Source organism: Latilactobacillus parafuchuensis (genome assembly GCF_055271665.1).
Genome location: NZ_CM143875.1, coordinates 1,481,401 through 1,495,526, shown reverse-complemented (window position 1 = coordinate 1,495,526; position 14,126 = coordinate 1,481,401). Strand labels below are relative to the sequence as shown.

Here is a 14,126-nt window from a genome sequence, read left to right as displayed (position 1 = left end):
CTTCTCAAAAAGGGATGCCACTTGCGCGCATCCCTTAGATTCTAATTAAGCTGCTTTACGCGCTTCTCGTTTTAACCAAGCACCTTTAAAGATAATGATAAAAGTAACATTCAAGATTAAACCAATACCGACTGCCAAATAGAAAAAGTACCAAGGTTTTTCAAGGCCAATTAATGGATCAAAAATACCAATCCCAGGTGCAATTCTTTGAACATTGAATAAAATTGATAATGCACCCGCAATCCCACCAGCTAATGTATTCGCTGTAATCATTGGAACTGGTGCAGCTAAAGCATATGGAATCGCTGGTTCTGTCGCAACTGTTGCCCCAACAATAAAAGCACTAATGCTAGAACCTCTTTCCTGTTTCGTAAATAAATCAGGGCGAATCCAAGTTGAAATAGCAGCTGCCATTGGTGGTAATAAGGTCACAACTCCGACAATCCCATACCAATTATAAACATGTGAGCTTAGTAGTGAAAAGGCAAAGAACCAAGCTGTCTTATTTACGGGACCGCCCATATCAAAGGCTAACATCGCACCGATAATAAACCCAGTCCCAACTTTCATGCTCGTTGGAATTGTATTTAAGAAGCCGAGTAAACTACTCATAATCCATGACATTGCCGGGCCGATTAGATAGTAAGTTAATAACCCAAAAACGAGTAGTGTGATAAACGGAATTAACATTGAACCCAATAATGGCTGTAATGACTTGCCTAATTTAATTTTCTTAAAGTATTTAACGAAATAGCCAATTGAAATCCCAATGATCACGGCCCCTAAGAAACCGGCACCGGACTTAGTCCCTAATAGATCAATATCATTTGCCAAGTACGTTACTAAGAATGCTGGTGCGAATGCTGGTTTGTCCCCAATTGCATTGGCGATATATGCCCCCATAATCGGGATCATGAATGTAAATCCCAGATTCCCGATTGACGTTAAGACCCAAGCTAGTGAAGGCGTCACGCCTTTAGCCAAGGCAATATTTGGCATTCCAAATTGAACCAACATACTGCCCAGTGCGACTAACAAACCACCACCAATAACGAATGGTAGTGCAGCAGAAACACCCGCCATTAAATAGCTCATGATGCCTTCTTTGACCGCTTTTTGTTCGTTGCCTAACTTGACCTTTGAAGCATGTAGAATGACAGCGTTCGTATCAATATCATCAAACAACGTATCGATATGTTTAAGTGCTTCTGAAACTGGTAATTCAATAACTTTTTTACCATCAAATCGAATTCGATCTTCATCAGAAAGTCCTTTGCCCAATGCTAAGACCACGTAGTCAGCTTCACTAATCTGAGAATCGGTTAACCGATTCTCAACGCCACTCGCGCCTTGTGTTTCGACATGGACTTCATATCCTAATTCTTTACATTTTTGTTCGATTGCTTCAGCAACCATATACGTATGAGCAATCCCCGCCGGACAATTTGTAATCCCAACAACTTTCATATTGACCCCTCCTAATCTGATAATACTTGTGTAATTCTTGCTAAAATTTCTGCTTTAGAACCCGTTTTAAGAATGTCAGTAAAGTCAGTGTGCATCATTTGGCGACTCAGTTTCGCTAACATCTTAAGATGCGTATCGGCTTGGTTATCCGGAACTAATAAATTAATAATCGTATTGACCGGTTTGTCATCCAAAGAATGCCATTCCAAATCTTGTTGATTTCGGACAATAATCACCGTTGGTTTTTTAACTGCACTACTTTTAGTATGGGGAATTGCAATGCCTTTACCAAATCCCGTCGTTGACTCTTGTTCTCTTGTTTGTAACCCCAATTCAATTGTCTGACTATCGGACACTCTTGCTTCTTGAAAAGCCAAATTTGCTAAATAACTAAACATTGCTTGTTGTGAATTGACATCTACGGTTAAATCAATTAGTTGTTCATTAATCATCGTCATTTATAATCACTCCGTTCTGATTTGATGTCTTAATCATATAGCAAACATCGGAAAGCGTTAACATTCGTTTTGGCACTCGACTTGTGACATTTTTATTTAACATCAAAAAAGAGTCGCTAACAATTAAGTTAGCGACTCTTGACCATTACACATTCAATACCTTCTGTAAGAAATCTTTGGTTCTTGGGTTCTGCGGGTTGTCGAAGATGGCTTCTGGTGCGCCCTGTTCAACGATGTGTCCGTCCGCCATGAAGATGACGCGGTCGGCGACTTCTTTCGCAAAGCCCATTTCATGCGTGACGACGACCATCGTCATCCCCTCTTTAGCGAGCCGTTTCATTACTGCCAAGACATCGCCGACCATTTCAGGATCGAGTGCTGAAGTTGGTTCATCGAACAAGAGAATGTCGGGTTTCATCGCTAAGGCGCGCGCAATGGCGACCCGTTGCTTTTGTCCCCCTGATAACGATTGCGTTTTGGCATCGTATTTATCGGATAAACCGACCGTGGCTAATAATTCCTTCGCCACTTTTTCAGCTTCTTCGCTGGTCATTTTCCCGAGTTCAACTGGCGCCAACGTAATATTTTGAGCGACGGTTAAGTTTTCGAATAAGTTAAAATGTTGGAAAACCATCCCAATTTTTTCACGAATTTGGTTTAAATCATTTTTCGAATCATTGACGTTAAACCCATCAATGACGATTTCACCGCCAGTCGGTTCCTCCAAGCGATTTAAACAGCGTAGGAAGGTACTTTTACCGGAACCAGACGGCCCGATTAAAACCACCACTTCATTATTGCCGACGGTTAAATCCAAATCCTTTAACACTTCGTTGCTACCATAATTCTTAATGAGGTGTGACACTTCAATCCGATTCATCATTTAGCCATTCTCCTTTCGACAAACTTAGAAAGCCACGTCAAGAGTGTAATCACGACGAGATAAATCAAGGCGATCATCGCCCAAATCTTGAAGCCTTCTAGGTTACGCGCAATAATAATTTTCCCGGTTTGGGTTAATTCTAAAATCCCGATAATCGATAAAATCGAGGTATCTTTCAAGGTGATAATAAATTGATTAATGAATGACGGCACCATAATCCGAATCCCTTGTGGTAAGACCACGCGCCGCATCGCTTTGCCGTATGACAAGCCTAAACTGCGGGCGGCTTCCATTTGACCGGAATTGACAGCACCAATCCCACCTTTAACGAAGGCCGCGGTATACGCCCCTTCATTGAGCATTAACGTGATGACCCCTGCGACCATCGCCGGAATCTTTTGGCCCGTTAAACTTGGAATCCCCGTATAGATGAATAATGCGAGGACGATCAATGGCAATCCCCGGAAAATGTAGATGACCGTTGTCGAAACACCCCGTGCAAAGCGACTTGGTAAGACACCCATAAGCCCAAAAATTAACCCAAAAATAGTCGCGAAGAAAATTGAGATGACCGTTAATAACAACGTTTGGCCTAAGCCACTTAATAACGCATCTTTATTTTCCTTCATTAAGCCGAAGAAACTACGATCAGCTTTAGCTTTAGTTGTGACTGTCCCTAAATACTTCGCTTGAATCTTAGCATATTGACCGTTCGCTTTTAATTTAGCGAGGCCTTGGTTAAATTGTTTCAATAGCGCTTGGTTCGTGCCTTTCTTAACGGCAAAACCATATTCGCCACCACCCGTTGGTTTCGTAACAATCTTCAAATCAAGACCGGTTTTAATCCCATATTGCATGACCGGTTGATCTTCGAAACACGCTACGGAATTACCGTTAATCACATCGTTGTACATATTATCCGATTCATCAAACGTCACAGTTGTGAACCCGTATTTTTTAGCAATTGAATTGGCGTAGTCGCTAGCAGACGTCCCAGTCTTAACTGCGACCCGTTTACCCTTTAAACCAGCTAAGCCAGTGACTTTACTATCTTTTTGAACCGCCATCACCACGCCGGTTTTATAGTACGGATCCGAAAAATCAAACTTGGCTTTTCGTTCGTCGGTAATCGTCATCCCAGCGATGATGCCATCAATCTGTTGCGATTGAACCGCTTGAACCGACGCATTAAAGCCGAGCGGTTTGATATCGACCTTAAACCCTTCTGATTTGGCGATGCCTTTCATAATATCAATATCAATCCCGACATATTGATTCTGCTCGTTGGCAAATTCAAACGGGGGATAAGTCACATCAGTGCCAATTTGATAAGTCTGCGTTGCGGCCTGGACCTGCTTGGCCGATTGTCCCCCAACCATGAATAAGCCGACTAACAAAAAGCTACTTAGAAATAAGACAATTCTCTTCATGTAAAATCCTCCTTCGATCTGTCAAAAACGCGTTGTCTCTACTCTATTGAATGACACACTTTGTTTTTAATTAGAAAACGATTAGATAAGTTATAATAGTATATTAATAATTATAAGCGCTAATTAATATTTTGTCGATTATTTTTTCACTATTGTCACTTTAAATGAATATACATTCTCATTAAAGCCCCTTTTACGGGCAATTATCCAATATAAATTCATTCACATTGAATTCTCATAAACAAAAGAACACCATCCGCATTGGATGGTGTTCTAAATCAATTATGATATCTTTTTAATTACTTTTCTCAAAATAGCATAGACAGCCTCGTAATCTATTTGATGATCATCAACCGAGGCTATATCAACTGTTAATTTAAATAAGTCATCATTTGGCATTCTTAATTCATAGCCATTCATTTTCAAAAAGAGCACTAACGTAACAATTGCAGTTCGTTTATTACCATCTGAAAATATATGTCCTTTAATTAATTTGATATAAATAAAACCCGCTTTTTCAAAAATTGTTGGATAATTATCTTGCCCGAACAGGGTTTCATATGGTGCTTCACTGAGATAAGCTAGTTTATCAGGAAATACAATTGTTCCCTTTTGATGCCGTTTAATTAAAAGACTTGTATTGATTGCAATAATATCTTTGGCTTTAATCTGCATCATAATCTGCTAATCTTTCTAAAACCGTTTCGTACTCTTGAATTGTATTCTCAATCAGATTCATTGTTTCCGCTGAAACACTGTAGTCACTCTTCTTTTTTTCAATTCCTAAATCAATTAATACCTCATCACCTTGAACGATTCCACGTGACTCTAGCTCTTTCTTAGGGATACTGATACCATACGAATTACCAATTTTAATAATTTTTCTAGTTTCCTTAATTCTATCTTGCTCTTGCACATTATCCATATCGATCATCTCCTTACTTCAATTCTTATTACGACCATTCTACCACAAAACGTTATAACCGTATATACGTATGTACGCTATTAGAAAATCACAAAAATAAGACCTCATGACTAAAAATAATCACGAAATCTTAATTTAGGCTATACTTAGAAGCTGACCAGCTCAGTCAGGCACTCTGATTATAACGTGCTTTTGAGTTGCAACAACTTCCGCTTAATCTAAAATAACCGATAATCTTAAGGCCAAGATTACCGGTTATTTATAATTAATGCTCAGTTGCTGACCGAAACTCAACACACTCATTTTTTTAAACGTGCTTCTCAGCCAACTTCGATTCTTAACGTGCTTCCTCAAGCAAACCTCTCCGCCTAACTACAGAAGGGCAATCATGGTCAGTTCACCATAATTGCCCTTCTTAGGTTATGCTCAAGGTTTAGACGCTTGAGTCAGCACTTATTTTTTCTTTAATTGTTCTGCTAATTCGATAATGTATTTCTTTAAACCATCTTTGACTTCTGGATGTTTTAAGCCGTATTCAATACTTGTTTCTAAGTATCCTAGTTTGTTACCAACATCGTAACGACGGCCTTTGAATTCATGAGCGAAAACACGTTGCGTTTTATTCAATTCATCAATAGCGTCGGTTAATTGAATTTCGCCACCTAAACCAGGTTTTTGATTTTCTAAGATATCAAAGATTTCTGGTGTTAATAAGTACCGACCGATAATTGCTAAATCGCTCGGTGCTTTATCGATATCAGGTTTTTCAACGAAGCTCTTAACGTTATATAAATCGTCTTTCACTTTGTTTTCAGGATTGATCACGCCATATTTATCGACTTCCGCATGGGGCACCTTCATGACCGCTAATTGTGAAGCGTGCGTATCTTCATATTCATTAATTAGTTGTTGGCTCAATGGAATCTTATCTTCCATCAAATCATCGCCTAACATGACAACAAAGGGTTCGTCACCAACGAATGATTTAGCTAAGCGAACAGCATCGCCTAAACCATTGGGATGTGATTGGCGAATGAAGTAGAGATTAACACCCATATCGGTTGTTTCATTGACCATTTTTAACATTTTGGTTTTATTTTTAGCTTTTAAATTTTGTTCCAATTCGGGTGCAGAATCGAAATGATCTTCAATTGGCCGCTTACCCTTACCCGTGATAATCAAAATATCTTCAATCCCAGAAGCTTTCGCCTCTTCCACGATAAATTGAATGGTTGGTTTATCCACGATTGGTAACATTTCCTTAGCCATCGCCTTAGTGGCTGGTAAAAAACGGGTGCCTAAGCCGGCTGCCGGAATAACTGCTTTACGTACTTTCATTGTATGTATCCCCCAATAAATTTTTCTGTCTAAGTATAGTATGCCATATTCAGAACGATTTGTGACCCCTAAACGCTTAAATTAGACCACTTGATTAGAATTATCTTAATAAAGTACAACTAGATTCTCAATATTTTTGTATCCGGTTCCAAACGTTGCTATGATTGTATTATCTTATATATAGATTGGAGTTTTTAGATGTTAATCAAACCGTGTGCCAAACAACCAATTATCGCTACGCCACAACTTCACCCTGCGCGCCTTGGCACAACGCCGGCTTTCGATTTTACGCAACCGCTTGGCTATCCGTACACCGCCTCACAACAATCAACCGTGACTCACGATACCCTGTTGATCCAACCGGCAAATCGACAACACCCGACTAACCAAAGTTTGATTCTCAATCAACAAAACGAACTAGCACTGACCCCCTACTCAACCCGCCAGCTAATCCAACATTATAATCATCAACAACTCATTGATTTTTCACAAACGAGACATCTCTGTCGTTATTTCGATCACTATCGCAAAATTCCACAGATTAATGGTGATTATCAATTTCTCCCATTAGGCGGAACTGCGCATCAAAACACCAGTTGGGTGGCCTTGCATTATGTGGCGGCTTTCGAACAATTCGATCACCACGTGCTTTTTCGTTTTCTAAATGGCACGACCGCTGAACTCGACTATCATGGCCAGCATCTCGAAACTGAGATTCATAACTGTGCCGCAATTGGCCGAATTATTAAATCCAGCACCATGCTTTGCTCACAAGATTTTGGTTATCAAACAACCTTTCAATCTTGATTCCCGGACAGTATCATCCATCAGTATGACGACTGTACCTGCTCCCGTTGTCAAAAAATTCCCCGGACCACTGCTGATTTAGTTCAACTATTAGATGATTTAGAAATCAATAAATCCAATTACATCTATAAAGCCGCCACCCAAGCTTTCCCAGAATGTGCGCCTCACGAATTCGCTTGGTACAATGACGTGAGTGTGTTTATTAAAAAATTGCGTCGATTATAAAAGAACCGGTTCTAACCAACACCAAATCTTCGACTGCCATAATCAGCTTATATGACTATGAACAGCGGTATCACACCGCTTAAATCAGCCAAAACGGACCTTCGACCAATTCGCCGACCCGCGTTATAGTAACCTTACCGGTCAATATAACACTGTAAGCTTATGGTAGAAGGATAATTTCATGACTCAAGAACAGATTCAAGCCGCTTTCAACCTCATCAGCCAAGATGACACCCTGATTCACGGCGTCTTAAAGGCGCTGAATGTCTCCCGCAAACGGTCGAACTATGAAGATTTGTATCAAGAAGGCCTGCTTGCCTTCGTCGATGCTTATCAACATTTCCCGGGTAATCCAGAAACGGACCGCCACGCCTTAATGGTCTACTGCTTTCAAGCCGTTAAATGGACGCTACTGATGGACTTCCGCCAAACGAATCAATACAACCAGCACATCGGATTCGTCGATCAACAAGACGATAACAACGATGCGATTCTGGATTATCTCGATCAACTTAGCAGCCCGATCAGTAGTGCCGAAGCGAATCTCTTACATCAAGAGTGCTTCGAACAACTCTATCAAGCTTGTACTCCACGTGAACAGCGCTTCTTAGTCCTGCGCTACTTCTACAATGCTGAACTCAAAGAAATCGCCGCAGACTTAAACGTCACACGGCGAACAGCTAATAATATTAAGTTTAAGATTCAGAAGAAATTTAGTGCAGTGTTGATTGAATAAAAAGACTAATGTACCGCAAAAATACCCCGCCAGCCTATCTTCTTTCAGATAAACTGGCGGGGTATTCATATTTAATGCTTCATGACTTTAGTTTCAACTGAGTGCCATAATGGTAATAGTCGCACTTGAAGCCAAGTAAACCAATCATCGAAACAAGCAAACATGATTAGAATAAACGGATTATACGCAACCACGTTAAAATGTTCATCAATCATACTGCTAATTGCAATAAAGATTGTCACCAATGGCAACAGCCAGTCGCCTTTTTTGAAGAACCGTCTAACTGCAGTGGTGAAACCACCAATCATAATTAATGTATACCAAGTTCCTTGCATTAATAATAAGCGGATGAACGAAGAATCAATATAGAAATAGGCGGTACGATACTGTTCAGATAATACTTTACCAACCAGTCCACCAAAACCATTCTCTGAAATTAATCGACCAAAATTACTTAATGGATACTGGTTAAATGCTTGCTTACCTAATCTTAATCTCCCCGATAATAACTGGTTTAGTTTCACGAGCCATTGATGATCAACTTGATAACTATAGGTCAGTACATAAATCAATAACGCACCAATGATTGTTGACCAGATGGCTAACCGACTCACCCATTTAACGGGATGGTTCTTAAAGCCATACCGTAATATGCAAAAGAATAAGAGCATTGCTAACATTAAGTAGAAATCTAATCGCGCCCAAGTGACACGATAGGTTAACAAAGTCAGTCCTAACCCGCCTAGATACTCAAACCAATGCAACTGATTGCGACGAATGTAAATATAACAAAGCATTAAATAGAATACATGTGCGGCAAAATTCGTCGGATAGACAATTCCTAATGCGTTTCGAATATGACCATCCCGTAGATAGGTTAGATTAACAACATCACCGTGTAATGTGAGGATAATAGTCAACGCGAATAGAATAGTCGCTTCCCAAAAATATAACTTAATAATTCGCTGATAATCAATATTTCGGGCGCCCAATGCAAAGATGAATAACATCACCACATTGAAATCCTGCATATAAAAAGCCACTAAAAAAACTAACGCAAATATAATTCCGTATCCTAACAGTTGCCCTCGCGAAAAATGGTCGAACAGTACTATTTTCAGTACAACCAACGTTAATGCAATTTGTAATGTCACCGTTTGGATAATCGGTAATAGACTGACCATTGTTGTTAAGGAAAACGCATAAGCTAGATATAAAATAAAAGCGGATAAATATATCCGCTCTCCCATATTTTTAAATTGTCTACTTGATTCCATCAACCTAACTCCCTCAATGGTTAATCCTTTAATTCATCTTTAACCACTTGTAACGCAGCGTGGATGACTTGATGCATATCGTAATAACGGTATTGGCCTAAACGGCCACCAAAGACCACTTTGGGTTCGGTTTGGGCTAAATCACGATACGCTTTGTATAAACGGTTGGTTTGGTCGTTGTTAATTGGGTAATAAGGTTCGTCACCACGTGACCAATCAGCTGGGTATTCCTTGGTAATGATGGTTTTATTCTTATCACCCTTACCGAATTCAAAATGCTTGTGTTCAATAATCCGCGTATAAGGCGTTTCGGCATCCGTATAATTAACCACGGCGTTGCCTTGATAGTTATCAACGTCTTTTTCTTCGGTTTCAAACCGTAAACTCCGGTATTCGAGTTCCCCTAATTGATAATCAAAGAATTGATCAATCATGCCGGTGAAAATGACTTTATCATATTGATCAATGTACGCTTGTTTCTGGTCGAAGAAATCAACACCTGTTTCGACGTCGATTAAATCACTGGCCAACATCTTTTCAATAATTTGAGTATACCCACCAATTGGAATGCCTTGGTATGTATCGTTAAAATAGTTGTTGTCATACGTCAAACGAACTGGTAACCGGCGAATAATAAACGATGGTAAGTCCGTCGCTTTTTGGCCCCATTGTTTTTCCGTATAACCCTTAATCAGTTTTTGATAGACATCCGTTCCGATTAACGAAATGGCTTGTTCTTCCAAATTCTCAGGTTCTTTACCACCCAACACTTTACGTTGTTCCGCAATCTTGGCTTCAGCTTCAGCCGGTGTCACCACACCCCACAACTTATTGAACGTGTTCATATTGAACGGTAAATTGTAGATTTCGCCTTTATAGTTAGCGACTGGACTGTTGGTATACCGATTGAATTCGGCGAATTGGTTGATATAGTCCCAGATTTCCTTGTTGCTAGTATGGAAAATATGCGCACCATATTGGTGGACTTGAATGCCATCTACTTCTTTGGTGTAGATGTTACCAGCGATGTGATCGCGTTTTTCGATTACTTTAACGTGGTTCCCGCGTTTAGCCGCTTCATAAGCAAATGTTGCGCCAAACAATCCAGAACCTACTACTAGATAATTAGTCATATTTTTCCTCATACTTAATAAGCATATTTTAAATACTTTTTTAATCGATAAATCATAACGTACAGTATGATTGCCAACAGTATAGTCATACAAAAATTCAAATATATATTTATATTTTTATTCATAAAAAACGTATATATATATTTATTGACGAACGATATTCCTAGGTGAGAAAGATATATCACAGTACTACAATTCCTTAAATGATAGGCCATTTCACCTAAATTACTCTTTAGTTTTATACTAAGTATAAAAAGTAATATTGCTATAAATGGCAATATAAAATACTGGTCTGTCGTATAAACCACCCCTATTCTCATCGCATTTAATACTTCTGCGATGCCTAGCATAGTTGTTCCACAAAGAAATTCTATTAAAATAATATTAGATTTCTCTTGCAACTGCTCAGAATTCTGGGCAATATATGCTCCTATAGATACATAGAATAATCCGCAAAAAATACTTGTAGATGGTTGAAAGAAATATATCTTCATCATGTTTAATGTTTCATATGGCATAAAATATAGTCCATATGTACTTGTTAACACACAGAATATAAATATAGGTATGGTTAGAATAATCAACTTTTTCGGAGAAAAAAACTTTAATAAATAGCTTATTACTACGATAGAAAATATAGAACTAGTTAGATACCACGAAGCTCCAAATGTCTCACCAAAAAATAAGTTCTTCATTAAAATCATCAACTTAAAGATAATAGACCCCTCACCTTTAATTATATGTTGTGCAGTAGTTATTGGAAGAAGCACAATAAACCAAAACATATATAGTTTAATTATTCTAAAAGAAAACTTCTTAACCTTTTCTAATTTCGGACTGGGTAGATATTTAATATAAAATAAATACGCAGAAGCAATGAAAAAAAAGGGTACCGCAACTCTTCCAAATATTTGAAAAATAATAAAATTAAGCTTTCCGGTTTGATAAGGCAAGGTCGGATGTGTTAATAGGTGTATTCCAACTACAAAAATACTAGCTATGAATTTAAATAGATCTAATGTATCTAAATTTTTTTTATTCATTATTAACCTCAATATATTTTTCTATATATTTAGTTACAACATAATAAAACATAAATAATACTAAGATTAATGTAAAATCCCAAGAAAAAGAAATAACAGATAAACTAAAAAACATCAGCAAAAAATACTTGCCACTATCAAGAATAGCTTTATAATACATTTCCTTCTTACTATTTCTCATTTCCAATAATTTTGAAAAGTAGTTCATTCTTTTAAATAGTTTAAAAATAGAATATCCTGCAATTACACTTATAATGAGCCCAAATTGTGAAATAATTGCTAAAATAACAGACTGATCTCCTATCAATCCATATGTTGCCAGTAGTTTATACTCTGCTAAGCCTTTGACATACTCCGGAGCATTCAAAAGATTAAAAAATCCGGTTTGCTTAAATCCAACACCCACTATCGGATGCTGTATAATTGTTTTCATGGCCGATTCAGAAATACCTAGTCTCATTAAAGTCGAACCTGAACTTGTTCCCTTTTCAAATATATACTGTGTAAATGTATCTTGAACAAACGGAACATTATTATAACTCCAAACAATCATGAAAATTATCAATACATAACCAAAAATTAAATATAGTCTATTCTTTTTATTATTCCATAGTAAAAAGAATGCCCCCAAAATAACTGCAACAATTCCTGTACTGGTTTTTGCACCTAATAATATCAAACATACTATCAGAATTAATATATTAAAAAATATTGGATTATATCTTTTACTTGGAGAAAATATATTAATCTTATTTTGTATGGCACTTAGCATAAACGGACTAAAAACGATTGCTATGGTACTCGCTAAAAATCCAGATTCCGCATAAAAGCCATTAACTCTTCTTAAAGTTTGCGTATAACTACCAAACATATACCAAGTTGTTCTTATTGCATTTTGTCTTTCAAAATACTTCCCGTTGATACTCAGAAAATTATTAAACATTGAATTATCAATAACATTTATTAGCTGTATAATGCAAACAATTGCCAATAAGATAAATGCATATAAACTGCCTCTAATAAATAATTCAATGCTCCTATCACTAGTAAGTATCAGTCTCAAGCATATAAAATAAAGCCCTAAAATGACTATAAAAACACCTAGCTTCAGAATACCTTTAGTGAAATAATCTTTCCCAATTATATTACTTGTTTTCCACATCGCTACTGCTTGTAAAGTTAAGAGACAAATCGTAAAAATTATAGTTTTATAAGTTATTTTAACATCTATGCTCTCATTATTAGATCCTAGAACTTTAATGATAGTTATGGTGACAAGTATCATTATAAATTGAAGCGTCGATCCTGGGATATCAATCGCAGACTTATAAATCAATCCTGCCAGAAATAGTAGTATTTCCATTTTTGTCTCCTAATGTATTACTATATTATTTAAGATTATCAATTTTATTTAAAGCGTTAACTATGAAAAAACCTGATTTTATTTTTGAAGATACCATTCTGACATTCAACTTCATTTCATTATATTCTTCATTTGAAATCGAACCTAAGTACGAGTCGATCATTCCCAAATTATCAATAACGATTCCTAAATTATTATTCTGTATAAACGGTGCCATTGCAGCTTCTTTCCAAATAATTACAGGTAGTCCACTACTTAAATATAATGAAACTTTATGTGGATTATTATACCTAGTATATTCCCCATAAATACCACTATTAGTTTCTAAACTATCACCATCCCAAACTAATCCAAAACTACCATCTAAGTATTTAGGTAACTCTTCCGGACTTTTAACACCATTATAATGAATGTTATCAGGATATTGATCACTCGGGAATACACCAAATAGTTCAACTTTCTTGTCGACCGAAAACTTCTCTAGAAATTTAGATTTTTTTAAATTACCGGCAAAAATAATTGGCTTTTCATTTGACCCTTCAACAATAGGATTATCATTAATATAATCAAATATTTCTAACGATACCATATTAGTCGTAATTCCATTTTGCCGTAACCATTCTTCCATTTTTTTATTATGTACAATAATTGAATCAAATTTATTCAATAATTGTAATTCTTCATCGACCAAATTTTTATTATTCTTATAGAGTCTTAAAGATTCAATATCATGAATAATTACGATTTTATTTATTTTTAGATTTTTTTTATTTACAATTTTAAAGAAAGTATTAATAGCATATCTGCTATACATTGGATATTGTAGTACCACAACATCTTTATTATTGACCTTTGCTAATGATTTTTTCCAATCATGCCCAGTCATTAGCAGTTTAGCAATTTTATTAGTTCGTACAGAAAAAGACAGATTCTTATAATTATTTTTTAAAAGAATCTGTGTTATATCTTCTTTCGCTTTAGCCCCAGCAGTATTTTTTTGACCGTATTTAACATCTAAAATATACTTATTCACATTTATCT

14 protein-coding genes are annotated in these 14,126 nt (G+C 36.9%); 2 read left to right on the top strand and 12 right to left on the bottom strand.

The window, feature by feature from the left end:
* Window positions 1–45 precede the first annotated feature (45 nt).
* The 7 genes from ACVPPQ_RS07330 to galU form a co-directional block, all read right to left on the bottom strand.
* On the bottom strand, window positions 46–1,467 hold the full coding sequence (locus tag ACVPPQ_RS07330; RefSeq protein WP_463493689.1) for a PTS fructose-like transporter subunit IIBC: 1,422 nt from the start codon (window positions 1,465–1,467) through the stop codon (window positions 46–48).
* 11 nt (window positions 1,468–1,478) lie between these two features.
* Window positions 1,479–1,925 (bottom strand): PTS fructose transporter subunit IIA, encoded by a 447-nt coding sequence (locus ACVPPQ_RS07325; RefSeq protein WP_463493687.1) that lies wholly within the window; start codon window positions 1,923–1,925, stop codon window positions 1,479–1,481.
* 145 nt (window positions 1,926–2,070) lie between these two features.
* On the bottom strand, window positions 2,071–2,808 hold the full coding sequence (locus ACVPPQ_RS07320; RefSeq protein ID WP_106483432.1) for an amino acid ABC transporter ATP-binding protein: 738 nt from the start codon (window positions 2,806–2,808) through the stop codon (window positions 2,071–2,073).
* On the bottom strand, window positions 2,805–4,187 hold the full coding sequence (locus tag ACVPPQ_RS07315) for an amino acid ABC transporter substrate-binding protein/permease (protein ID WP_463496350.1): 1,383 nt from the start codon (window positions 4,185–4,187) through the stop codon (window positions 2,805–2,807). The genes ACVPPQ_RS07320 and ACVPPQ_RS07315 overlap by 4 nt, the downstream gene beginning before the upstream one ends.
* Window positions 4,188–4,520: 333 nt before the next feature.
* Window positions 4,521–4,913 carry a type II toxin-antitoxin system death-on-curing family toxin gene (locus ACVPPQ_RS07310; RefSeq protein ID WP_463493685.1) on the bottom strand — a complete coding sequence of 131 codons (393 nt, stop codon included), beginning with the start codon at window positions 4,911–4,913 and terminating at the stop codon, window positions 4,521–4,523.
* Window positions 4,903–5,163, bottom strand: coding sequence for an AbrB/MazE/SpoVT family DNA-binding domain-containing protein (locus tag ACVPPQ_RS07305; RefSeq protein ID WP_463493683.1), 261 nt, complete (start codon window positions 5,161–5,163; stop codon window positions 4,903–4,905). The genes ACVPPQ_RS07310 and ACVPPQ_RS07305 overlap by 11 nt, the downstream gene beginning before the upstream one ends.
* A gap of 453 nt (window positions 5,164–5,616) precedes the next feature.
* A complete protein-coding gene (gene galU / locus ACVPPQ_RS07300) occupies window positions 5,617–6,501 on the bottom strand; it encodes a UTP--glucose-1-phosphate uridylyltransferase GalU (RefSeq protein WP_463493681.1) in 885 nt (294 codons plus the stop codon).
* 198 nt (window positions 6,502–6,699) lie between these two features.
* Here galU and ACVPPQ_RS07295 point away from each other — a divergent pair, with 198 nt between their 5' ends.
* The gene (locus tag ACVPPQ_RS07295) at window positions 6,700–7,308 is read left to right on the top strand and encodes a competence protein ComK (protein ID WP_463493679.1); all 609 of its coding nucleotides are present in this window, start codon (window positions 6,700–6,702) and stop codon (window positions 7,306–7,308) included.
* A gap of 406 nt (window positions 7,309–7,714) precedes the next feature.
* Window positions 7,715–8,269 carry a sigma-70 family RNA polymerase sigma factor gene (locus ACVPPQ_RS07290; RefSeq protein ID WP_463493678.1) on the top strand — a complete coding sequence of 185 codons (555 nt, stop codon included), beginning with the start codon at window positions 7,715–7,717 and terminating at the stop codon, window positions 8,267–8,269.
* A gap of 71 nt (window positions 8,270–8,340) precedes the next feature.
* On the opposite strand, the gene ACVPPQ_RS07285 is transcribed toward ACVPPQ_RS07290, so the two are convergent.
* The 5 genes from ACVPPQ_RS07285 to ACVPPQ_RS07265 are packed head-to-tail and all read right to left on the bottom strand — an operon-like array spanning window position 8,341 to window position 14,118.
* The gene (locus tag ACVPPQ_RS07285; protein ID WP_463493676.1) at window positions 8,341–9,546 is read right to left on the bottom strand and encodes a hypothetical protein; all 1,206 of its coding nucleotides are present in this window, start codon (window positions 9,544–9,546) and stop codon (window positions 8,341–8,343) included.
* A gap of 20 nt (window positions 9,547–9,566) precedes the next feature.
* The gene (gene glf, locus ACVPPQ_RS07280; protein ID WP_463493674.1) at window positions 9,567–10,679 is read right to left on the bottom strand and encodes a UDP-galactopyranose mutase; all 1,113 of its coding nucleotides are present in this window, start codon (window positions 10,677–10,679) and stop codon (window positions 9,567–9,569) included.
* Window positions 10,680–10,693: 14 nt separating this feature from the next.
* Window positions 10,694–11,722: an acyltransferase family protein gene (locus ACVPPQ_RS07275; RefSeq protein ID WP_463493672.1), complete on the bottom strand. Its 1,029-nt coding sequence runs from the start codon at window positions 11,720–11,722 to the stop codon at window positions 10,694–10,696.
* Complete coding sequence (locus ACVPPQ_RS07270; protein WP_463493670.1) at window positions 11,715–13,085, bottom strand: O-antigen ligase family protein; 1,371 nt, start codon at window positions 13,083–13,085, stop codon at window positions 11,715–11,717. Before ACVPPQ_RS07270 ends, ACVPPQ_RS07275 begins: the two co-directional genes overlap by 8 nt.
* A 25-nt stretch (window positions 13,086–13,110) precedes the next feature.
* Window positions 13,111–14,118 (bottom strand): sugar transferase, encoded by a 1,008-nt coding sequence (locus ACVPPQ_RS07265; RefSeq protein ID WP_463493668.1) that lies wholly within the window; start codon window positions 14,116–14,118, stop codon window positions 13,111–13,113.
* Window positions 14,119–14,126 lie beyond the last annotated feature (8 nt).

What these genes read in the sequence shown, in the direction of transcription:
- ACVPPQ_RS07305 (WP_463493683.1), bottom strand. Translation starts at nt 5,163, where the DNA reads ATGGATAATGTGCAAGAGCAAGATAGAATTAAGGAAACTAGAAAAATT.
- glf (WP_463493674.1), bottom strand. Translation starts at nt 10,679, where the DNA reads ATGACTAATTATCTAGTAGTAGGTTCTGGATTGTTTGGCGCAACATTT.
- ACVPPQ_RS07310 (WP_463493685.1), bottom strand. Translation starts at nt 4,913, where the DNA reads ATGCAGATTAAAGCCAAAGATATTATTGCAATCAATACAAGTCTTTTA.
- ACVPPQ_RS07270 (WP_463493670.1), bottom strand. Translation starts at nt 13,085, where the DNA reads ATGGAAATACTACTATTTCTGGCAGGATTGATTTATAAGTCTGCGATT.
- ACVPPQ_RS07285 (WP_463493676.1), bottom strand. Translation starts at nt 9,546, where the DNA reads ATGGAATCAAGTAGACAATTTAAAAATATGGGAGAGCGGATATATTTA.
- ACVPPQ_RS07275 (WP_463493672.1), bottom strand. Translation starts at nt 11,722, where the DNA reads ATGAATAAAAAAAATTTAGATACATTAGATCTATTTAAATTCATAGCT.
- galU (WP_463493681.1), bottom strand. Translation starts at nt 6,501, where the DNA reads ATGAAAGTACGTAAAGCAGTTATTCCGGCAGCCGGCTTAGGCACCCGT.
- ACVPPQ_RS07325 (WP_463493687.1), bottom strand. Translation starts at nt 1,925, where the DNA reads ATGACGATGATTAATGAACAACTAATTGATTTAACCGTAGATGTCAAT.
- ACVPPQ_RS07330 (WP_463493689.1), bottom strand. Translation starts at nt 1,467, where the DNA reads ATGAAAGTTGTTGGGATTACAAATTGTCCGGCGGGGATTGCTCATACG.
- ACVPPQ_RS07320 (WP_106483432.1), bottom strand. Translation starts at nt 2,808, where the DNA reads ATGATGAATCGGATTGAAGTGTCACACCTCATTAAGAATTATGGTAGC.
- ACVPPQ_RS07315 (WP_463496350.1), bottom strand. Translation starts at nt 4,187, where the DNA reads ATGGTTGGGGGACAATCGGCCAAGCAGGTCCAGGCCGCAACGCAGACT.
- ACVPPQ_RS07295 (WP_463493679.1), top strand. Translation starts at nt 6,700, where the DNA reads ATGTTAATCAAACCGTGTGCCAAACAACCAATTATCGCTACGCCACAA.
- ACVPPQ_RS07290 (WP_463493678.1), top strand. Translation starts at nt 7,715, where the DNA reads ATGACTCAAGAACAGATTCAAGCCGCTTTCAACCTCATCAGCCAAGAT.